This window comes from Aliiglaciecola sp., from assembly GCF_039982535.1.
Lineage (GTDB): Bacteria > Pseudomonadota > Gammaproteobacteria > Enterobacterales > Alteromonadaceae > Aliiglaciecola.
Genome location: NZ_JBDWYG010000038.1, coordinates 521,446 through 541,738, shown reverse-complemented (window position 1 = coordinate 541,738; position 20,293 = coordinate 521,446). Strand labels below are relative to the sequence as shown.

Genomic DNA, 20,293 nt, shown 5'->3' with positions numbered 1-20,293 from the left:
CCTAGAACTGAAGGCCTGCTTCACGAGCAGCGTCAGCTAATGCTTTAACTCGACCGTGATATTTGAAACCACTACGGTCAAAAGCAATTTCTTTGATGCCTTTTTCTATAGCGCGTTCTGCAATCGCTTTGCCTACTGCAGCAGCTGCTTCAGAATTTCCCGTAGACTTAAGGGAATTACGAAGTTCTGTTTCTACAGTAGAAGCCGCCGCTAACACTTCTGAGCCACTTGGCGCAATTAATTGCGCGTATATGTGGCGAGGTGTGCGGTTAATAACCAAGCGATGCGCGGCCAGTTCACTGATTTTTTTGCGGGCGCGGGTAGCGCGGCGCAAGCGAGCTGATTTCTTATCCATCGTATCACCTACCTACTTTTTCTTAGCTTCTTTACGACGCACAACTTCATCAGCGTAACGAACACCTTTACCTTTATAAGGCTCTGGTGGACGGTAAGCACGAATATTAGCTGCAACCTGACCTACCACTTGCTTATCAGCGCCTTTTACGACGATTTCAGTTTGGGTAGGTGTTTCAACCGAAATACCAGCAGGCATTTCATAAACTACTGGGTGAGAGAAGCCCAACGTAAGGTTTAGTTTGCTACCTTGTGCTTGAGCACGGTAACCAACACCATTAAGTTGTAATTTCTTTTCGAACCCTTCAGATACACCTGCAACCATTGCGTTCAAGATTGAGCGAGCAGTACCAGCTTGTGCCCAATTGTTAGCGAAACCTTCACGAGGAAGTGCTTTCAATTGGTTTTCTTCTTGTACTACTTCAACTGCATCGTTGAATACACGGTTCAGAGTACCGTTTTTTCCTTTAACTGTGACATCTTGACCAGAGATAGATACTTCTACACCAGATTTGATATCGACAGGAGCTTTTGCTATACGTGACATATTCTATCTCCCGTTACGCTACATAACCGATGATCTCACCGCCCATGCCAGCTTTACGCGCTGCACGGTCAGTCATCACACCTTTTGAGGTAGACACGATAGCAATGCCCAAACCACCCATCACTTTAGGTAGCTCATCTTTTTTCTTATAGATGCGCAGACCTGGACGGCTGACTCGTTCAATGCTCTCAATTACTTTTTTGCCTTCGAAGTATTTAAGTGCTACTTCAATTACAGGCTTAACGTCACCAGAAACAGCGAAGTCAGTGATATAACCTTCGTCTTTTAAAACTTTCGCGATTGAAACGCGAAGTTTAGAAGAAGGCATAGCAACTGTTACTTTGCTTGCTAATTGGCCGTTACGAATGCGGGTAAACATATCCGCGATAGGATCTTGCATGCTCATATTGGCTACTCCTTACCAGCTGGCTTTTTTAAGGCCAGGGACTTCACCGCGCATTGCTGCTTCACGCAACTTAATACGGCTAAGACCAAATTTGCGTAGGAACCCATGTGGACGTCCAGTTACACGGCAGCGGTTTTGCTTGCGTGATAAACTAGAGTCACGTGGAAGTTGTTGTAGCTTAAGAACAGCATCCCAACGTTCTTCATCAGTAACGTTAACATCGCTGATAATCGCTTTTAGCTCAGCACGTTTAGTACCGTACTTTGCTGCTAGCTTGGCGCGTTTTACTTCGCGCGCTTTCATTGATTCTTTTGCCATAACCCTACACCTTATTTTCTAAACGGGAAGTTAAAAGCGGTTAAAAGCGCTTTTGCTTCATCGTCTGAGTTTGCGCTAGTAGTGATAGTAATATCCATACCGCGAATTTTATCAACTTTATCAAAGTCGATCTCAGGGAAGATAATTTGCTCACGCACACCCATGCTGTAGTTACCACGGCCGTCGAATGATTTCGCATTCAAGCCACGGAAGTCACGGATACGAGGAATTGCAATTGAAATCAAACGTTCCAAGAATTCCCACATACGCTCACCACGTAAGGTTACTTTACAGCCAATCGGATAACCTTCACGGATTTTAAAACCCGCTACAGACTTACGAGCAACAGTTACAATTGGTTTTTGTCCAGCAATCGCAGCCATATCAGCCTGCGCGTTTTCCAAAACTTTCTTGTCCGCTATCGCTTCACCTAAACCCATGTTTAAGGTGATTTTTTCGATCCGAGGGACTTGCATGACGCTTTTGTAGTTGAACTGCTTCGCAAGTTCTCCCACTACTGTTTCTTTATAGAAATCATGCAGTTTCGCCATCGTACTCTCCAATTAATTAAACTAGTTCGCCGTTAGATTTGAAGAAACGTACTTTCTTCTCATCTTCGAAACGGAAACCAACGCGATCTGCTTTACCCGTCGCTGGGTTAACAACCGCTACATTTGATACGTGAATTGCTGCTTCCTTTTCAACGATGCCACCAGGGACATTCATTTGAGGATTAGGCTTCTGGTGTTTTTTCACCAAATTCACACCTTCTATTATTAGCTTGTCTTCAGACGCTAGTACTTTAAGGACTTTGCCTTGTTTTCCTTTGTCTTTGCCTGCTAATACGACTACTTCATCATCACGACGAATTTTTCTAGCCATTATCGTGACTCCTTATAGTACCTCTGGGGCCAATGAAATGATCTTCATGAAAGAATCTCCACGAAGCTCACGAGTGACCGGGCCAAAGATACGCGTACCAATAGGTTGCTTGTTTGCATTAAGCAAAACAGCTGCATTATTATCAAAACGGATAGTAGAACCATCTGCTCGACGAACGCCTTTCCTAGTACGCACCACCACTGCATTCAGAACGTCACCTTTTTTTACTTTGCCACGAGGAATTGCTTCCTTGACAGTAACTTTGATGATGTCACCGATATGTGCATAACGGCGATGCGAGCCACCAAGAACCTTAATACACTGAACCCTGCGAGCGCCGGAGTTGTCGGCAACATCCAGGTTAGTTTGCATTTGGATCATGTTAGTGCTCCGCTGTTTAAATTAAGACCCTCACGGGCCGTTAAAGCTACAAAAATTCTTGCAAACTAATACCAATTGGCATTTTTGCCTGCAGAAAATTTATACATACCCCTATAAAAAGGGCGCGAAACTATAACAGAAAATAAAGCTGTGCGATAGCGCAATTTGAAAATAATTATAGAATAAATAGTATTCAGTCAATTTTGGTTTACAGGGAAGTTCAACCGATGGGTAAATATGTAAGGTAAATAAAAAAATCGGCTCTAGTGAGCCGATTTTTAAGAATTCAAATTATACTAATTTATCGATTAATAAAGAAGTGTAATCTTATAGCCAGTTGGAGAATCTACAGACTCTTCAATGGTAATAATGTAATTTGCTTCTTCATTTAAACCAAGTAGTTCAGTTCTGTCCAATAAGATTTGAGTATCTTCATTGTCATCAAACACCGCTACTAGTTCATAGAAGTCACTAGGCAAAGTTACTGATTTAGATTCACCAAAATCGATACTAGATATTAAGTACTCAGCAGACTCAATGGTTTCATCTTTACGGACAAAATATAAATCAACATCGATAAAATCAGATACTAAGTTAGCTGCAACCACTTCTTTATCATAAACCTGAGGTTGACTACTTTCATCAAAAGATAATGAGGTTAAACTCTCGTCAGCATCTTGATAAACAATTATCGCCTTACTCTCACCTTGGTTTAAGGTTACTAAGCGGTTATTAAAGTTAACACTGCTATCCGAAGTTAGTTCAGCTGATAAACGATAATCACCGAAAGCAATTTCATTAAAGTCTGTTTTATCGTTAGCGCTTACTACTGTAGGGTCAGTATCTTCGTTACCTTCAAGGGTAAACTCTACATTACCTTCATCAAGACTGTTATATAAACGGTACTGAGCACTAGCATTAACATCATCAAGGTTCGAAACCGTTGAAGAGTTGAGCACTAAATCAATTTCAATGCCGTCTTGTATTGCACCGCTACTGCTGCGAATAACCAATACGTATTCACTGGCAAACTGGAAAGAAACTGTATTAGATTCAAAGATGACATCTGTTGAACCTGGCTCAGTTAGATAAATAGTATAGTTACCTTCATCAAAGTTTTCGTCATCGTCATCAGGTGCCCAGTAAACCATCTCATCTAAGCTTTCATAGTTGATTGTAGATAGTAAGTTCGCTTCACTAAAGGGTGAACCTGAATCACTCATGTACAAGTCATAGCTGCTTTGATCAGTTACTACTGAAATACCGAAAAGACGAAAGTGATCATCTAATTCTTCACGGTCAAAACGATATTCGTTGAAAGTGGGTGACTCGAAATCCCCATTCAACATTATCAAGGTTTTCTGACCGTCTGGTAAATCAATTTCACGAGTTTCCAAAATTACTTCTTGGTCATCTGAATCTGTACGATAAAACTCGATTTCAGTAAACCCAGTATTGGTTTGGATCATACTAGTGACATCACCGTAAGACGCAGATGCCAAAACTTGCGTTTCTTCTGTGCCACGTATAGTAGTCAACGCACTATTCGCTGATCCATTGTAGAATTGAACATAACCAGAAGAACTGAATTCTGTATCATTATCATCCGAACTGCTGCAGGCTGTTAACCCTGAGGCCAAAAACACACCCATCAGGGCAAAACTAACTTTACTTCGCATTAAAACACTTTCCTTAAAAACAAGCGCAAAATCTAATTGCAGAGGATTCTATACCGAAGTTACGATTCATACACTAAATAAAAGTTCAAACCTTTCGATAAACTTTTAAAAAAAATCCGTAAACACCAATAAAAAACAATGGGCAGTGGACTTAGATATGCAAAAAAGTTGCAATTATCTAATTCGACCGCCCCTACTTAAAATGAAAACTGCTTATTACTGTCCACCATTTTGCAAGTAGTTTATATCCAAATCTGATTAATCAAGTTGGAAATATCCGCCTATGATAACCAAACCACCTTTTCTTTGTAAGGTGCATTAATCACATCTTTGTATTTTTTCTCTAAAACATGGCGTTTTATTTTCAAAGTTGGCGTTAATAAATCATTTTCTATAGTCCAATCGTCACTAACAACAACTAATCTGTCTAGCACTTGGTGACTTTCTAATTTAGCATTAACTTTATGAATTGTTTGCTCTAAAGATTCAATCACTTGTTCGTTGCTGTGTTTTTTAGCTAAGTCAGAAACAATTAACAGTGCAATTGGTTGTTTGAGATCACTGCCGGTTACACAAACTTGCTCAACAATTTCATTTTCCATGATAAGGGATTCGATGGGGACTGGCGTGACATATTTGCCCTTGGCTGTTTTAAAAATATCTTTTAAACGCCCCGTAATACGAATATAGCCTTCGTTATCTAGCTCGCCTTTATCTCCGGTACGCAAGTAACCATCTTCGGTGAAGACTTCTGCGGTTTTCTCAGCTTCTAAGTAGTACTCCCTCATATTACAAGGGCCTTTTACTTGAATTTCGCCATCTTCAGCAATGCGAATATCCACTCCCTCATACGCCTTTCCAATACAGCCTATTTTATCACTGCGAAAAGGAACACTACTGGTACCGTAGGCACAGTTTTCAGTCATACCCCAACCTTCAGATATTTCTACACCAATGCGGTTAAACCAATGAATAGTCGCTGGAGGAATAGGAGCAGACCCACTAGCGCATAGACGGGCATTGTCTAAGCCCAAACCTTTACGTATTTTCTTGGCAACTATGCCTTTAATGATTGGAATGCTTAATAATCGGTCGAGTTTTTTCTGTGGCATTTGTCCTAACACGCCCATTTGGAACCGTGTCCAAAGGCGAGGGACAGAGATAAATAACGTTGGTTGGCAGCGCTGGATATCGGTTTTAAAGGTATCTAAGGATTCAATGAAATAAATATGTAGGCCTGAATACAAGCTGGCCATTTCGACTAAAATCCGTTCCGTTATATGAGCTAATGGTAAGTAACTTAAAATTCGGTCTTGTTCATTAACACTGAGTGCTGATAATGAAGATTTTGCGGTCCAGCTAACAGATTCGTAAGTTTGCACCACTCCCTTAGGATTCCCAGTACTGCCAGAGGTATAAATAATTGTCATCACATCATTTATATCGGGTACAGGGTTTCCCTCAAACTCACCGCCTGTTTTAAAAGACTCCCAATCAAGATCACACATTCCCTTCACATGGGGGAAGGCAATACTTTTAATATCATCTGGGATAGCCTCGATTTGCTGGGCTGCATGTTCTAATTTGCCCACAAAAACGGCCGGACATTTAGCATGCCCTAAAACGTAAGATATAGTATCTGCGCCAGCAGTTGGGAAAATGGGGACTGAAACATGTCCCGCCAGCATAATGGCTAAATCGGCAATAAACCATTCAGCACAATTTTTCGAAATTAGACCAATGTGGCTACCTTTTGGTAAACCTAAGTTAGTTAAACCCTGCGCCACTTGGCGAACTTCCCGATCGACTTGTTGCCAACTGTAGTCTGTCACTTCACCATTGTGAGGTTGAGTTAAAAATATTTTATTAGGATGAGACTGTACTTTTTCGTAAAACGATTCTAAGGGAGTTTTAATGGTCATTTGGACACCTAATTCTTTCCGATTAGACTGAAATTGATCTATCAATTAATTAGAATATACGCCTAATCTTTAAATTAACAAAAAGATAACACCATTAGAACACTGCTTGCGGCTGAATGAACCTTATTTTCGATGAATCAATAATCATTTTTGCTGATAGAAAACTATTTGTTTTAGTTTTGAAGTAAGTAAGTGGTATAGGATTAGAAGGGTTTGTTGGTAATTAGCAGAAAATAATAGATGAGGAAGGTGAGGTTTATTCGCGACTATTGAAGTAGTAACGAATAAACCCAATGCGGATACTTATGACTGTCTTTGTCGCACAATTTCAAACAAGCAAACACCGGTTGCAACCGAAACATTCAAACTGGTGACAGTACCAGCCATTGGCAATTTAATCAGCTCATCACAATGCTCACGGGTTAATCGTCGCATGCCCTTACCTTCAGCGCCCATCACAAGGGCTGTAGGCCCTGTAAACTTGCACTCGTAGAGACTTTGTTTGGCTTCTCCAGCAGTACCGACTATCCACACCCCAGCTTTTTGCAGCTCCCTTAAGGTTCTTGCTAGGTTTGTGACTTGTACCAGCGGAATCACATCTGCAGCACCACTTGCTACTTTACGAACGGTTGGAGTTAAAGCCGCAGACTTATCTTTAGGTACCACTAAAGCATGAACACCTGCCGCTTCGGCAGTACGTAAACAAGCACCTAAATTGTGGGGATCGGTAACGCCATCAAGAATAAGTAAAAAAGGTTTATCATTCTGTTCAACAATCGACATCAAGTCGTTTTCACTATATTGCTTACCAGGCTTAGCCCGTGCAACAACACCTTGATGTTGCTCACCATTAACTTTGTCGTCTAAGGCTTTACGTTGGCAAAACTGCACAGCAATGCCGAATCGACGAGCTTGATTGATGATGTTAAACAGACGAGCATCTTCACGTCCTTTGAGTACATACAACTCAATGAGCCTTTCAGGTTCCCGCTGAATAACTGCTTCTAATGCGTGGATCCCATATAACCACTCTTGCTGAGCCATGCCTACTTATTCCTCTTTGCTGTACGACGTTTGGACCTTGGTGCCTTTGTCGATGATTTATCTGCGCTTTTACCTCTCGGTTTGCCAGCGCCTTTTTTAGGAGCGCCCTTTGCAGAAGCGCCCTCTGTCGTCGATTTATTAGCTTGCCCTGTTGGGTTTGCTTTATCTGTCGATTTTTTTGATTTTTTTGCAGCGTTTTTCCTAGCTCCACGGCCTTTGGGTTCATCTAGAATGAAATCAATTTTCCGTTCGTCCAAATTAACTGCTGCCACTTTGACTTTCAGAGGATCACCCAAACGATAACGTTTGCCCATGGCTTCGCCAACCAAGCTTTGTTGCACCTCATCAAAATGATAATAGTCATTTTCTAATGATGAGATATGCACCAAGCCATCGATGTGGAACTCACTAAGTCGTACAAAAAAGCCAAAGCCAGTGACGGATGCAATCACCCCTTCAAAGACATCACCTACATGATCCAACATGAATTCACATTTTAGCCAATCTGCAACATCGCGGGTTGCATCATCGGCGCGTCGCTCGGTCATCGAACATTGTTCGCCCAGGGCTTCCACTTCTTCTTCACTATATGACTTGCCACCGGTTTTACTTTTACGACTAGCTTGTTTGTCCAATACCGCTTTAATGGCTCGATGAACCACTAAATCTGGATAGCGCCGAATGGGTGAAGTGAAGTGAGCATATGCTTCTAACGCTAAACCAAAATGACCTATGTTGTTACAGTCATATACGGCTTGTTTCATTGAGCGCAATAACATGGTTTGGATTAATTCTTGATCTGGGCGGCCTTGTATCTTGCCAACTAAATTGGTGAAATCCTCAGGTTTTGCTTCTTTGCCGATGCGATGCTCAATCCCTACCTCTTTTAAATACGAGGTGAAAGAGGTTAAACGGTCTTCATTGGGTTCATCGTGAATACGGTACAATGCCGGCGCTTTATTCTTCTCTAAAAATTGCGCTGCTGATACATTCGCCAAAATCATACATTCTTCAATTAGCTTATGGGCATCGTTACGCACAACTGGAACAATGTGGTCGATTTTGCGTTGGGCATTGAATACAAATTTACTTTCTTGGGTTTCGAATTCTATCGCCCCGCGTTTATTACGGGCTTTTTTCAGTACACGATACATATCGTGCAAATTACGCAAATGCGGTACATGTTCGGCGTAGCGTTTATGTAATTCTGGATTACCGTCTAAGATCTCTCCCACTTTGGTGTAGGTAAGACGTGCCTTAGAATTCATTACCGCTTCATAAAATTGATAATCTTGTAGCGTTCCTTGGGCACTGATAGTCATTTCACACACCATACACAAGCGGTCGACTTCAGGATTTAAGGAACATAGGCCGTTACTCAAAACTTCTGGCAACATAGGTACAACTTGTTCTGGAAAATACACAGAATTACCACGTTGTTGAGCTTCATCATCTAAAGCCGTACCCGTTTTCACGTAATAACTGACATCAGCAATAGCAACCCACAGTTGCCAACCTCCCCCATCTAGGGGCTCACAGAATACGGCATCATCAAAGTCACGAGCATCTTCACCATCAATAGTTACCAGAGGTAATTGACGTAAGTCCATGCGGTTTTGTTTGGCTTCTTCAGGCACTTGCTCTTTTAAGTTAGCCACTTGTTTAGCCACAGCTTTGGGCCAGTCATGGGGGATATCAAAAGTACGCAATGCCATTTCGATTTCCATCCCAGGCGCCATATGCTCTCCAAGGACTTCCAAAATCTTACCGATGGGATTTACCCGCTTACGAGGACGCTGTACCACTTCAACCACTACTACATTACCCTGGCGAGCGCCATTTACATGCTCTGCTGGGATCATAATTTCATGATTAATACGGCTATCATCGGGAATTACCATGCTGACGCCATGTTCAACAAAGTAACGTCCAACAATCGGCTCTGTGCGCGGTTCGATAATTCGCGCGATTCTAGCTTCTCTGCGGCCACGGTTATCAGTGCCACTTTCTTTAACTAACACCACATCATCATGGAGTAGCGCTTGCATTTGAGCTTGATGGATAAATAAGTCTTTTTCGCCATCATCCCGTTTGAGGAATCCAAAACCATCTCGATGACCGATAACACGGCCTTTAATTAATTCCATCTTATCTGCCACGCCATACTTTTTCTGGCGGTTGAAGACAATTTGGCCTTCTCGTTCCATGGCTCTTAGGCGTCGCTGGACACCTATTCGGCTATCTTCGTCTGAGGCTTTAACTAATTGGCAAATTTCTAAAAAAGTTAGGGGTGTTTTTTGTTCTACCATCACCTGTAGCAAATATTCTCTGCTTGCTACAGGGTTTTCGTATTTGTCTTTTTCGCGAAGGAAGTGAGGATCGTTCTTTTCTAAATTTTGTTTATTTTTTATATTCATATTCGCATTATAAACATTGATTGTTACTAAACTATGTTTTTTTGAAATTTTGGCCAATTTTTATTCAAAAAAGCCAAAAACCTCTACAAATATGGCGTCAGAGAAAAAGTTTAAATGAACTGATACGCATCACCATAGAGATTTTCCAACAATAAACCTTGTTTTTGGAAATCATCTCGAGCCACACCTGCCATTTCAAATCGACCTGCAACATACACTTGATATGGTTCTAAGCTGACAAAATCCGCCAATATCGCTTGGTGTACCCACCCCGATTTACCTTGCCAATGCTCATCAGGGGCATCGACTACTGGAATAAATCGAAAGTGTTTATGCTGTTTTTCTAATTCAACGAGCGCTTCATACTCATACATATCTGCTAACGTTTGGGTACCCCAGTATAAAAAGATAGGTTGTGTATTAGCAATTTTTAATCGTTGTTGGAGAATAGAATAGGTATAAGAAAACCCAGTTCCACCAGCTAGTAAAATAGTAGGTTTAATATCTGTGTCTCTGAAATATGCTTCACCATGACCACCAGCGATGTCAATTTCACCCTGAGTCTTCATTTTTTCTAATACTTGTCCAGCATAGTCATTTCCAGCACCGGCACCAATATGAAGCTCTATTTTATTACTCTCACCAGGGGCATTGGCAATGGAGAATGGGCGGGAGTCGTTTTCGCCCATGATAACTTTTACGTATTGCCCAGCTTTGAATGACATTGGACTGGAGGCCGTCAATTTTACTCGACTAACAACATCAGTTAAGGGCTCGATTGATTCTACTTTACAACTTATTGATGACATAAAACGCTAGCTTCTCTTAATTATTCAGTTTTCGGTGATAGCCCTAAGCTATCCCAAATTTCGTCTACATAGGATTTCACTGAGGCATCCATTTCGATGGGCTCGCCCCACTCTCGATCAGTTTCACCAGGCATTTTGTTGGTGGCGTCCATTCCCATTTTAGACCCCAGTCCAGAGACAGGGGATGCAAAATCTAGATAATCAATGGGAGTACTCTCGATTAATGTTGTATCTCTTGAGGGATCCATTCGTGTAGTAATTGCCCAAATGACATCATTCCAATCTCTGGCATTCACATCGTCATCACAGACAATCACAAACTTAGTGTACATGAACTGACGTAAGAATGACCACACTCCCATCATTACTCTTTTAGCATGACCGGGGTACTGCTTTTTCATGGTAACTATTGCTAAACGATAACTACAACCCTCTGGCGGTAGGTAAAAATCTACAATTTCGGGAAATTGCTTTTGTAAAATAGGTACAAAAACTTCGTTTAAGGCAACCCCTAAAATAGCTGGCTCATCCGGTGGTCTGCCAGTATAGGTTGAATGGTATATGGGATCTTTGCGATGAGTAATATGGGTAATGGTAAAAACAGGAAACTCATCTACTTCATTATAATAGCCGGTATGGTCGCCGTAAGGTCCTTCAGGTGCGGTTTCACCGGGCGCAATATAACCTTCCAACACAATTTCAGCATTAGCGGGAACCTGAAGATCGTTACTAATGGATTTGACCACTTCGGTTTTATCACCGCGCAGCAGACCCGCAAAGGCATATTCTGACAAGCTATCAGGAACCGGGGTTACTGCTCCAAGAATGGTAGCAGGGTCGGCGCCTAAGGCTACTGAAACTGGGTAGTTTTCACCTGGGTTTTGCTGACAGAACTCTCTAAAGTCGAGGGCACCGCCGCGATGGGACAACCACCGCATAATGACTTTATTTTTAGCGATCACCTGTTGTCGATAAATACCTAAGTTCTGGCGTTTTTTATTTGGACCTCGAGTAACGGTTAAACCCCAAGTAATTAATGGCGCAACATCACCAGGCCAACAACGTTGAATAGGAAGCGTCGACAAATCGACATCATCGCCGCTTATGACAACTTGCTGACAAAGGGCTTTACGCACTTCTTTGGTAGGCATATTCAGCACTTGCTTAAATACCGGTAACTTTTCCCACAGGTCTCTTAACCCTTTAGGTGGCTCTGGCTCTTTTAGATAAGCGAGTAACTTTCCTACTTCGCGAAGGGCGCTAACACTCTCCTGCCCCATGCCTAATGCGACACGTTCAGGTGTACCAAAAAGGTTCGCCAACACCGGAATATTATGCCCTTTAGGGTTTTCAAATAATATCGCCGGACCACCGGCACGCAATGTCCGATCGGCGATCTCGGTCATTTCCAAGTCAGGATCAACCTCTAGCGAAATCCGCTTTAGCTCCCCGCGACTTTCTAACTGCGCAATAAAATCTCGTAAGTCTTTGTATTTCATGTTGAACCGCTATCTCTTCAGTACCAATTAGTATAAACCCGCTGAGAACTTTATACGAGAGATGTGAGAATTTAGTTGTAAAAATAAATTGTTAAAATTTTGTAATTTTTTGAATTCAAGGATAATCTAAACACAGGTGATCCGTGATTGAACAAAAGCTATGCAAACAAGATTAAAATGCTGCCTATTGATCATTTTCGTGTTTTTGAGTTTTCACACCTCCGCTGCGTGTGAAACGGCTGAGTTTCGACAATTTGATTTCTGGCTGGGGACCTGGGACGTCTATACCCCGAAAAACAAAATTGTTGGTTTAAATAAAATCACCTCACAACTAAATGGATGCAGTTTAAAAGAAGAATATCAAACACCTTCGGGTTACCGAGGGCAAAGCATCAATATGTACGACTCCCAAAGTCAGAAATGGCATCAAACCTGGGTAGATAATAACGGTTTACTGTTGCTTCTCAACGGTAAATTTGACGGTCAGTCAATGGTACTTGAGGGTCAAGGCCTATCAGCAAAAGGAGTAAAAGTTATGCACAGAATTACTTGGACACCTACTACAGATAAAGCACAACAGAGCGTGCGTCAGCATTGGCAGTCCAGCCAAGATAATGGTGAGACATGGACCACCTTGTTTGATGGAAAATATGTAAGACGAAAATCATAGTCAATTTAAACTAGTTAACTTAAAAGAAGAGTAAATTATGCCTTTCAATAACGAACTTACCGAAGAACTAAACCTCATTTTAAAATTCCCTAATAAAAGCCTCATGCAAGGATTAAAGATCCATCACGATGCTGAACAATCCATGGTCGATGCAGCAAAACGGTTATTTGATAAAGGCGTGGTTAGCCAGCCAGATGGTGGCTACTTAACTGATTTGGGGCATGATTTGGCAGAACATGCACAAGTCATTCAGTCAGCTTTAACCTCCAGATAAAATTTATAGCAACAACACTGGCAACAGTTGTATGACTGTAGTCAGTGTTACTTCACCGCGTTTTATGCTCACACTTCCGATGACAGTTGGTAAATAAGGTTTTATATTTAGTATTTTCTAAAAATGTCGATACAATCATCATAGCTGGTTATTTTTTGACTCAACGGAAAGTTTGATATGCGCCTTTATAAGTTTACTCCATTTATTTCACTTTTGACCTTACTGTCATTTAATTTGCACAGTGCTGAGCCAATCAAAGCCGTTGAGTTATATAGTCAAGATGAATTGATTGGATTGATAAATCGCAATGAACATCTTGACCGTGTGGTACTTGATAGATGTCAACTTGTGCAAGATATTGAAGCGCGCGCAGAAACCTTAAAAATCCCCTCTTTTCAATTCTTGTGGGGAGATATGTTAGCCTGGGGAGTCTGTGTTGATGCTGAGCCAACACGAGGCATCAGTTATATGCAAGAAGCTGCCGATCAGGGTTTAGCTGCTGCGTTAGAACAATTAGGCAGATACTACTCCATGGGCAGATTGGTACAAGAAGATAAGCAACGTGCAGTTGTTTACTTAAGAGAAGCTGCAGCCCTAGGTAACTTAAACGCGCAAATACAGCTTGCCGATTTATTTATCGATGGCTACGGCAGTCCCTATGATTATGAAGATGTTTACCACTGGTTATACAACGCCGTGACCAATGACAAAAAGATCCACTCAAAAATTGCAAACTCCATGCAAGACTTAGAGAAGCTGATGCATCCCAAGGCTGTTAGAAAAGCAAAACGCCCGCTAGATAGTTAGTTTGACGATGGCGGCTTAGGCTGGCTGAAAGTTTCGAATTGATCGGGCAGGAACTTCGCAAGTTGACCCGACAAATCCACATAGGTTTTCAATGCTGCCGGTAAAGACGCGTAAATTTTAGGTAGGTTTTCCAGTAGTTTACGATTATTCACTCGTTTGGCTTGTTCTAACGCCATGGGTATATTAGCAAATGAACTAAACATCAATAAACAATGCTTTAGATCACGTTGAAAGTCGTTTAACTTTTCTGGTTGCTGTTCTTCAACTTGCTGCCAACATCCTTGCCACACTGGCTCTAAATGTTTATGCCCAGTTAATACACCTTGCAGCCATTGGCTCACCGCAATATTTTCATTCAAGTCATCGGGTAAAGGCAGTCCTTTATCTGGGTAATCAATATGATTCTCTCGCATGTTCGCTAATTCATGTTGCAATGAGCCCATAAGCACTTCAGCAATATGATCTATTTCTGATTGGGAAATTTCTGCACCACCTTGCTTGAACGCCCAACTAAGCCAAACATCTGGCATGGGTATTTCTGGAGCAGCACAAACAGCAAAGACTAAACCCGTCACATAATCTGGGGTATGCAATAGCTTGGGATACTGCATACAAATTTTTTCAAGTTGTTGTAAAGCTTCAGGTTTTTCGAACGGCAATACTAATTCCTATTAATACTAAAGATAATAACTTCGATCAATATTGAAGTTTACTGAAAAAATCATTGACAAAAAAGCCATTACCAACGTTATAATATATCAATTGATACAATATAACATTGCTTTAACATGTATACTCAACAAGGGGATCGTCTTGCTTTCGCACCATTATTCTAAACTTGCCAGTGCTACTATAATCGCTTTGGGTTTTTCATCTATTGTAAACGCTCAAACCAAACCGATTCAGAAAGACGAGCAGGAAATCGAAAAATTAGTTATTACTTCAAATCCACTCAACCCCACAATTCTTGAGTCCACCACTCCAGTTTCAATTATTGCAGGTGAAAACTTAGAATCGAGAATTGCACCTACTTTAGGCGAAACCTTAAAAAACGTACCAGGTGTACATAGTACCTATTTTGGTCCGGTTTCAAGTAGTCCTATTATTAGAGGCCTCGACGGTCCTAGAGTCAAGATCTTGCAAAATAGCTTAGATGCGTCAGATGCTTCCAGAGTTGGACCAGATCACACAGTTTCAACAGAGTCAGCCAATGCAACTCAAATAGAAGTTCTACGAGGACCTGCAACTTTATTATACGGTAGTGGAGCCATCGGTGGTGTTGTCAATATAGTTGATAATCGTTTGCCGGTGCAAAAACGCGATGAAATTGAAGGCAAAGTGAGTTACTTACATGACTCAGTTTCCAGTGAAGATTTATTTAATCTAAATGTAGATGGCGGAAATGACACTGTTATGTGGCATTTTGACGCTTTTGATAGAGAAACTGAAAACTATTCGATTCCAGGTTCCGCAGAGATTGACGGTACAGAAGACAGTGGAAAACTAGACAACTCATTTATTGATTCAAACGGCTTTACCGCAGGTCTAGGCTGGGCATCAGACAACGCTAACGTAGCGTTTTCGTTCGGTCAATTAGAGAGCGAATATGGTATTCCGGGTCATTCTCATGAACACGAAGAAGATGAACACGATGAGGATGAGCATGAAGAGGAAGTCTTCGCAAAATTAGATCAAGACCGTTATCAATTTTTAGTTGATTTCCACGATTTGGACGGTTTTTTCAACGAAATTAAGTTCCGCAGCGCTTACACAGATTATAGTCACAGTGAAATTGAAGACGGTGCTGTTGGCACAACCTTCAGCAATGAATCTGTTGAATCTCGTTTATGGGGTAAACATCGCAGTATTAATGGCTGGGAAGGTGTTATAGGTTTTAATTACGCAAACAGTGACTTTTCTGCTTTAGGAGAAGAGGCCTTTACACCAGCGTCTGAAAGTGATTCTTTTGCTCTGTTTGTACTTGAAGAAAAACACGTAGATGATCTATTGTTTCAAATGGGCTTCCGCTATGAAAAAAGCGATATCTCCGTGGATAATAGCTTTTTCGAATCTTTAGCAGACGAACACGAAGAAGAGCATGGAGAAGATGATCATGACGAAGAAATTTTCTTTGATGATGAAAGCTATTCAGCTCTAAGTTTGTCAGCAGGGGTAGTTTGGAGTATTCAAGACAACGCAACGCTGTCATTTAATTATGCCCGCTCTGAAAGAGCACCTTCTGCCGCTGAAATCTATTCAAACGGCTTGCATATAGCCACAGGCACATACGAACTTGGCGCTGGTTTTGATATTGAACTCGATGACGAAGAAGGTGAATATCACATCGTTCAAAATCAACAAGCGGTTGAAAAAGAAGTATCAAACAACCTGGATCTTACCTATCACCTTTCAGGTAAAAACGTGGAAGCGACTTTTAGTATTTTCTACAACCAAATCGATAACTATCTATTCCAGCAAAACACCGGTTTTGCTTATGAAGATGGTCATATCCATAGTGAAGAGGAAGGTGAGGAAGAGCTGGGAGAAGAGCTGGGAGAAGAGCACGATCACGAAGAAGAAGAGTTAGCAATCTACCTATTCCGTCAACAAGACGCAGATATATACGGCTTTGAAGCTGAAGTGGACTGGCATTTATCTGAACAAATTCGTTTAGAAACCTTCGCTGATATAACCAAAGCTGAACTAACTAGTGGTGAAAGCCTACCTCGTATTCCACCTGCAAGAATTGGTTTCGGTTTACACTTTGATAGTGATTATTGGCATGCTGAAGTAGGCGCGACCTATAACGCTAAACAAACAGATATTGCTGATTATGAAACAGAAACAGCTGGTTATACGTTAGTTAATGCCGCTTTCAACTATTACACCGATGTAGCTGACAATGAATTGGTACTGTTTGTTAGAGGCAATAACTTACTTGATAAAGAAGCGCGAGTTCATGCTTCGTTTATCAAAGATGTGGCACCTTTACCTGGTCGCTCTGTTGTCTTAGGAGCAAGGTTAAACTTCTAACTATATGACTTTGTCCCTAAGCCTTTAAATAGGCAACCCTATATCACTGCTGTGGTATAGGGTTCTGGGACAGGTTCTTTTTTATCAACATCATATCTCCCCGCGACGAGCATATTTTTCTGCTTCAAAAAATACACAACTCCTGCCTAATACATTTAATAATTTCCATATAAGTCAACAGCGTAGAAGTACTTTATAACGTCCTTAAGACAGTGCGTAAGTGACAACGATCCCTGGCTAAGTTAAGCTAAATGTTATTAATTGGCCCAGACTAATTCACATATAAGAGTGAATCTAGAAAGGGTTTTAATCAACTTGGTATATTTATGAGAAAATTCGGTCCTGCGCTTTTAGTTACCGCAGCATTTATCGGTCCTGGCACTGTGACAACGGCTACCTTAGCAGGAGGTAATTTTGGTTTTACCTTGTTATGGGCGCTGGTATTTTCCGTTATCGCTACCTTTGTTTTGCAAGAGATGGCATCTCGTTTGGGGTTAGTAACGGGTAACGGCTTGGCTGAAGCAATTAGTCAGCAATTTACGGGAATTAAAAGGGCACTGGCTATATTATTAGTGGTCAGTGCTATCGGTGTTGGCAACGCCGCATACCAAGGTGGTAATTTAACTGGCGCAGCAATGGGGTTAGCAGGTTTTTCTGGCGGAGAATTAACTCACTGGGTATGGTTATTAGCCGCTATCGCTACTGGCTTATTACTTACTGGACAGTATAAATGGGTTGAAAAATCCCTTATCGCTCTGGTTTTAACTATGTCTACCGTGTTTATCGCCACTATGGTTTTAGCTGGACCTAGTTTACTGGATGTCATTCAAGGTGCTTTGACCTTTGATTTACCTGACGGCAGCAGTTTAATGATAATGGCCTTAATAGGTACAACGGTTGTGCCTTACAACTTGTTCTTACATGCCAGTATTGTCGCGAAGAATGCACCAAATGATGACAATCTTGATACTGCGTTAAAAAACAATCGCATCGACAGTAGTTTGTCGATTGGCTTAGGCGGTTTGATTACATTATCTATATTGTCCTGCGCGGCAAGTACTTTTTTCGTTACCCAAACCCAAGTGGACGCTGCCAATATTGGCCAGCAACTGGCCCCCCTATTAGGCGAATATGCGAATATATTCTTTGCTATTGGTCTATTCGCTGCCGGGCTAACAAGTGCAATTACAGCCCCTCTTGCTGCGGCTTATGCTGTGACTGGCGCATTAGGTTGGAAAACAGAATTGACCGATGTTCGTTTTAAATGTGTGTGGATTTCGGTAATGCTTGTGGGGGTAATTTTTGCCAGTAGTGGCATTAAACCCTTAGCCGCTATTTTATTTGCACAAGCAACAAACGGTTTATTGTTACCCATTATCGCTATTTTCTTGATCTGGACATTAAATAACAAAACCCTCATGGGTCGCCATAAGAATGGGCTTTTAGCTAATTTAATAGGGGGAATAATTGTCGCATTCGTATCGATTTTGGGGCTGTATAAAGTAGTGAGTGCATTTATTTAACTCATTACAGCCCCGCAACCGTTGAACTAGGCGTTTAGTCGCTTGAACGCTTCTTCAAGCATACTTTTAGGGCAACCAAAATTAATTCTAACAAATTGTTTATTACCAAAATCAACGCCTGGTGATGGCCCTACCCCTTTACTTTCGAAGTAAGATTGCGGGTCATCTAGCCCTAAACCACTAGCGTCTATCCATGCTAAAAAGGTTGCCTCAACGTGCAATAACTTAAGGCCTTCCATTTGCTCTACTTGCTGCTCAATATAGGCTAAATTGCCACGTAAATAATCGAGTAGGTCCGCGTGCCATTGGTCACATAAAGTAAAAGCTGCCTCAGTAGCTACTAGTCCCATCACATTCGCCCAAGGGATAAAGCCCTGTGAACCGGCCACAAATGCAGCACGTAACTTGCTGTCAGGAATAATCGCAAACGAGGTCCCTAAGCCAGCAACGTTAAAGGTTTTACTCGCCGCCATTAAGGTAACGGAATTGTGCTCAAGGCCCTCGAAGTTACCTGCAGGTAGGTGTTTTTTGGTTTCATCGAGAACGAGGTCACAATGAATTTCATCTGAACATAAGGTGACATTATGTTTACTGCAAATTTGCGCAATTTTTGTCAATTCTGCTTCAGTTAATACTGAACCGACTGGATTCATAGGGTTGCAAAGAATAAATAACTTGCACTTAGGATCACTTGCCTGCTCTTCTAATTGGGCAAAATCTAAGGTCCATCGACCGTCAACTTCAACAGTATCAATTTCAATTCTATTAAGACCGCTTATACCCGGAGCTGCTCGTAACGGTGGATAGTTGGGCGTTTGAATCATTACCGAATCACCCACTTCACAATAAGCTTTGCACGCTACGTTAAAAGCAGGGACCACACCTGGCGTCCACACAATCCAAGATGGATCGATTTGCCAATCGTGTTTGTCGTTTAACCAGCGAACCACGGCCTGGTTTGCAGGGGTGTATTGTGCCGGCAAAGTATAACCAAATAAACCATGTTCCACACGTTCAGCCAGAGCGGATTGTATTGCTTTTGGGCTAGCAAATTCAGTATCTGCAACCCACATTGGAATAATATCTTTGCCTTTGTACTTTTCCCATTTAAATGCATGTGTAGCGGATCTGTCGATGACATCATCAAACTGCATGGTTGTTCCTTTAACAAGTTTAATTAATAAAGACGGTGTAGAGAGTGTGAAGAATAGACTTAGCTATTTCAATAGTTTGGCTACTCTATCGGTTAAATCGTGGTTTTTGAAGGGTTTAGCAATAAATTCTGAAGCACCTGCTTTTTTAGCTGACATTACCAGATCTCTAGTCGCTGTACCAGTGACCATCAAAAAAGGCAGATCAGGCCGTTTAGAGCGGACTGTCTTCAACATGGTGATACCATCGTATTCAGGCATTTGCCAATCACAAATAACCAGATCGATTTTATTCATGTCATTTTTATCAATATAGCTTACAGCATCAGTGGCATTATTTAAGGCAATGACTTCGCCTTCAACAAATTCTTCTAAAATAAGCTGTATTAATTCTAAGGTAATTTGATCATCATCAATTACAAGTATTCTGTGCATCAACCTAACCTAACAGCATAAAAACATTCAGTGCGTAATATACTCTGATTGACAAAATTTTTATATTGTAAAAAAGTCTAATACTACAACTTTCGTTATCTCTAAATCGTGTGCGCCATGACTTAGGCATTAATTCTCCCGC

The 20,293-nt window shown here is 41.4% G+C and carries 21 protein-coding genes; 5 read left to right on the top strand and 16 right to left on the bottom strand.

What is annotated here, in order from left to right; translation table 11 throughout:
- Position 1: 1 nt before the first annotated feature.
- The 13 genes from rplR to ubiD all read right to left on the bottom strand — a co-directional run bounded on the left by rplR (position 2) and on the right by ubiD (position 12,258).
- Positions 2-355, bottom strand: coding sequence for a 50S ribosomal protein L18 (rplR, locus tag ABJV04_RS11520; protein WP_216049653.1), 354 nt, complete (start codon positions 353-355; stop codon positions 2-4).
- A 12-nt stretch (positions 356-367) separates the two neighbouring features.
- The gene (gene rplF, locus ABJV04_RS11515) at positions 368-901 is read right to left on the bottom strand and encodes a 50S ribosomal protein L6 (protein ID WP_348491660.1); all 534 of its coding nucleotides are present in this window, start codon (positions 899-901) and stop codon (positions 368-370) included.
- Positions 902-914: 13 nt separating this feature from the next.
- Positions 915-1,307 carry a 30S ribosomal protein S8 gene (gene rpsH, locus ABJV04_RS11510; RefSeq protein WP_303474477.1) on the bottom strand — a complete coding sequence of 131 codons (393 nt, stop codon included), beginning with the start codon at positions 1,305-1,307 and terminating at the stop codon, positions 915-917.
- 12 nt (positions 1,308-1,319) lie between these two features.
- A complete protein-coding gene (rpsN, locus tag ABJV04_RS11505) occupies positions 1,320-1,625 on the bottom strand; it encodes a 30S ribosomal protein S14 (protein WP_216049650.1) in 306 nt (101 codons plus the stop codon).
- An 11-nt stretch (positions 1,626-1,636) separates the two neighbouring features.
- Positions 1,637-2,176: a 50S ribosomal protein L5 gene (gene rplE, locus ABJV04_RS11500; RefSeq protein WP_216049649.1), complete on the bottom strand. Its 540-nt coding sequence runs from the start codon at positions 2,174-2,176 to the stop codon at positions 1,637-1,639.
- Between the two features lie 16 nt (positions 2,177-2,192).
- Positions 2,193-2,507, bottom strand: a complete 315-nt coding sequence (rplX, locus tag ABJV04_RS11495; RefSeq protein ID WP_348491659.1) for a 50S ribosomal protein L24 — start codon at positions 2,505-2,507, stop codon at positions 2,193-2,195.
- 12 nt (positions 2,508-2,519) lie between these two features.
- Complete coding sequence (gene rplN / locus ABJV04_RS11490) at positions 2,520-2,888, bottom strand: 50S ribosomal protein L14 (protein ID WP_008846203.1); 369 nt, start codon at positions 2,886-2,888, stop codon at positions 2,520-2,522.
- Positions 2,889-3,196: 308 nt separating this feature from the next.
- Positions 3,197-4,567: a DUF4397 domain-containing protein gene (locus ABJV04_RS11485; RefSeq protein ID WP_348491658.1), complete on the bottom strand. Its 1,371-nt coding sequence runs from the start codon at positions 4,565-4,567 to the stop codon at positions 3,197-3,199.
- Between the two features lie 281 nt (positions 4,568-4,848).
- Positions 4,849-6,489, bottom strand: a complete 1,641-nt coding sequence (locus ABJV04_RS11480) for an AMP-binding protein (RefSeq protein ID WP_348491657.1) — start codon at positions 6,487-6,489, stop codon at positions 4,849-4,851.
- Positions 6,490-6,792: 303 nt separating this feature from the next.
- Positions 6,793-7,533: a 23S rRNA (guanosine(2251)-2'-O)-methyltransferase RlmB gene (gene rlmB, locus ABJV04_RS11475; protein ID WP_348491656.1), complete on the bottom strand. Its 741-nt coding sequence runs from the start codon at positions 7,531-7,533 to the stop codon at positions 6,793-6,795.
- Positions 7,534-7,535: 2 nt separating this feature from the next.
- Positions 7,536-9,950, bottom strand: a complete 2,415-nt coding sequence (gene rnr / locus ABJV04_RS11470) for a ribonuclease R (RefSeq protein ID WP_348491655.1) — start codon at positions 9,948-9,950, stop codon at positions 7,536-7,538.
- A 110-nt stretch (positions 9,951-10,060) separates the two neighbouring features.
- Complete coding sequence (gene fre / locus ABJV04_RS11465) at positions 10,061-10,759, bottom strand: NAD(P)H-flavin reductase (RefSeq protein ID WP_348491654.1); 699 nt, start codon at positions 10,757-10,759, stop codon at positions 10,061-10,063.
- Positions 10,760-10,779: 20 nt separating this feature from the next.
- Positions 10,780-12,258: a 4-hydroxy-3-polyprenylbenzoate decarboxylase gene (gene ubiD, locus ABJV04_RS11460; protein WP_348491653.1), complete on the bottom strand. Its 1,479-nt coding sequence runs from the start codon at positions 12,256-12,258 to the stop codon at positions 10,780-10,782.
- 160 nt (positions 12,259-12,418) lie between these two features.
- Between ubiD and ABJV04_RS11455 the strand changes: the two genes are divergently transcribed.
- From ABJV04_RS11455 to ABJV04_RS11445, 3 genes are all read left to right on the top strand, one after another.
- Complete coding sequence (locus ABJV04_RS11455; RefSeq protein WP_348491652.1) at positions 12,419-12,928, top strand: hypothetical protein; 510 nt, start codon at positions 12,419-12,421, stop codon at positions 12,926-12,928.
- A 37-nt stretch (positions 12,929-12,965) separates the two neighbouring features.
- Entirely contained in the window at positions 12,966-13,202 is a 237-nt protein-coding gene (locus ABJV04_RS11450; protein WP_303474487.1) for a TIGR02647 family protein, read from the top strand.
- A 177-nt stretch (positions 13,203-13,379) separates the two neighbouring features.
- Positions 13,380-14,009: a tetratricopeptide repeat protein gene (locus ABJV04_RS11445; protein WP_348491651.1), complete on the top strand. Its 630-nt coding sequence runs from the start codon at positions 13,380-13,382 to the stop codon at positions 14,007-14,009.
- On the opposite strand, the gene ABJV04_RS11440 is transcribed toward ABJV04_RS11445, so the two are convergent.
- Entirely contained in the window at positions 14,006-14,668 is a 663-nt protein-coding gene (locus ABJV04_RS11440) for a UPF0149 family protein (protein ID WP_348491650.1), read from the bottom strand. The genes ABJV04_RS11445 and ABJV04_RS11440 overlap by 4 nt on opposite strands.
- Positions 14,669-14,822: 154 nt before the next feature.
- On the opposite strand from ABJV04_RS11440, the gene ABJV04_RS11435 reads away from it, so the two are divergent.
- Both ABJV04_RS11435 and ABJV04_RS11430 read left to right on the top strand, forming a co-directional pair.
- Positions 14,823-17,042 carry a TonB-dependent receptor gene (locus ABJV04_RS11435; RefSeq protein WP_348491649.1) on the top strand — a complete coding sequence of 740 codons (2,220 nt, stop codon included), beginning with the start codon at positions 14,823-14,825 and terminating at the stop codon, positions 17,040-17,042.
- 326 nt (positions 17,043-17,368) lie between these two features.
- Positions 17,369-18,565 carry an Nramp family divalent metal transporter gene (locus ABJV04_RS11430; RefSeq protein ID WP_348491648.1) on the top strand — a complete coding sequence of 399 codons (1,197 nt, stop codon included), beginning with the start codon at positions 17,369-17,371 and terminating at the stop codon, positions 18,563-18,565.
- A gap of 26 nt (positions 18,566-18,591) precedes the next feature.
- On the opposite strand, the gene ABJV04_RS11425 is transcribed toward ABJV04_RS11430, so the two are convergent.
- Together ABJV04_RS11425 and ABJV04_RS11420 are read right to left on the bottom strand one after the other, a co-directional pair.
- A complete protein-coding gene (locus ABJV04_RS11425; RefSeq protein WP_348491647.1) occupies positions 18,592-19,719 on the bottom strand; it encodes a PatB family C-S lyase in 1,128 nt (375 codons plus the stop codon).
- 63 nt (positions 19,720-19,782) lie between these two features.
- Positions 19,783-20,151: a response regulator gene (locus ABJV04_RS11420; RefSeq protein WP_348491646.1), complete on the bottom strand. Its 369-nt coding sequence runs from the start codon at positions 20,149-20,151 to the stop codon at positions 19,783-19,785.
- Positions 20,152-20,293: the final 142 nt, after the last annotated feature.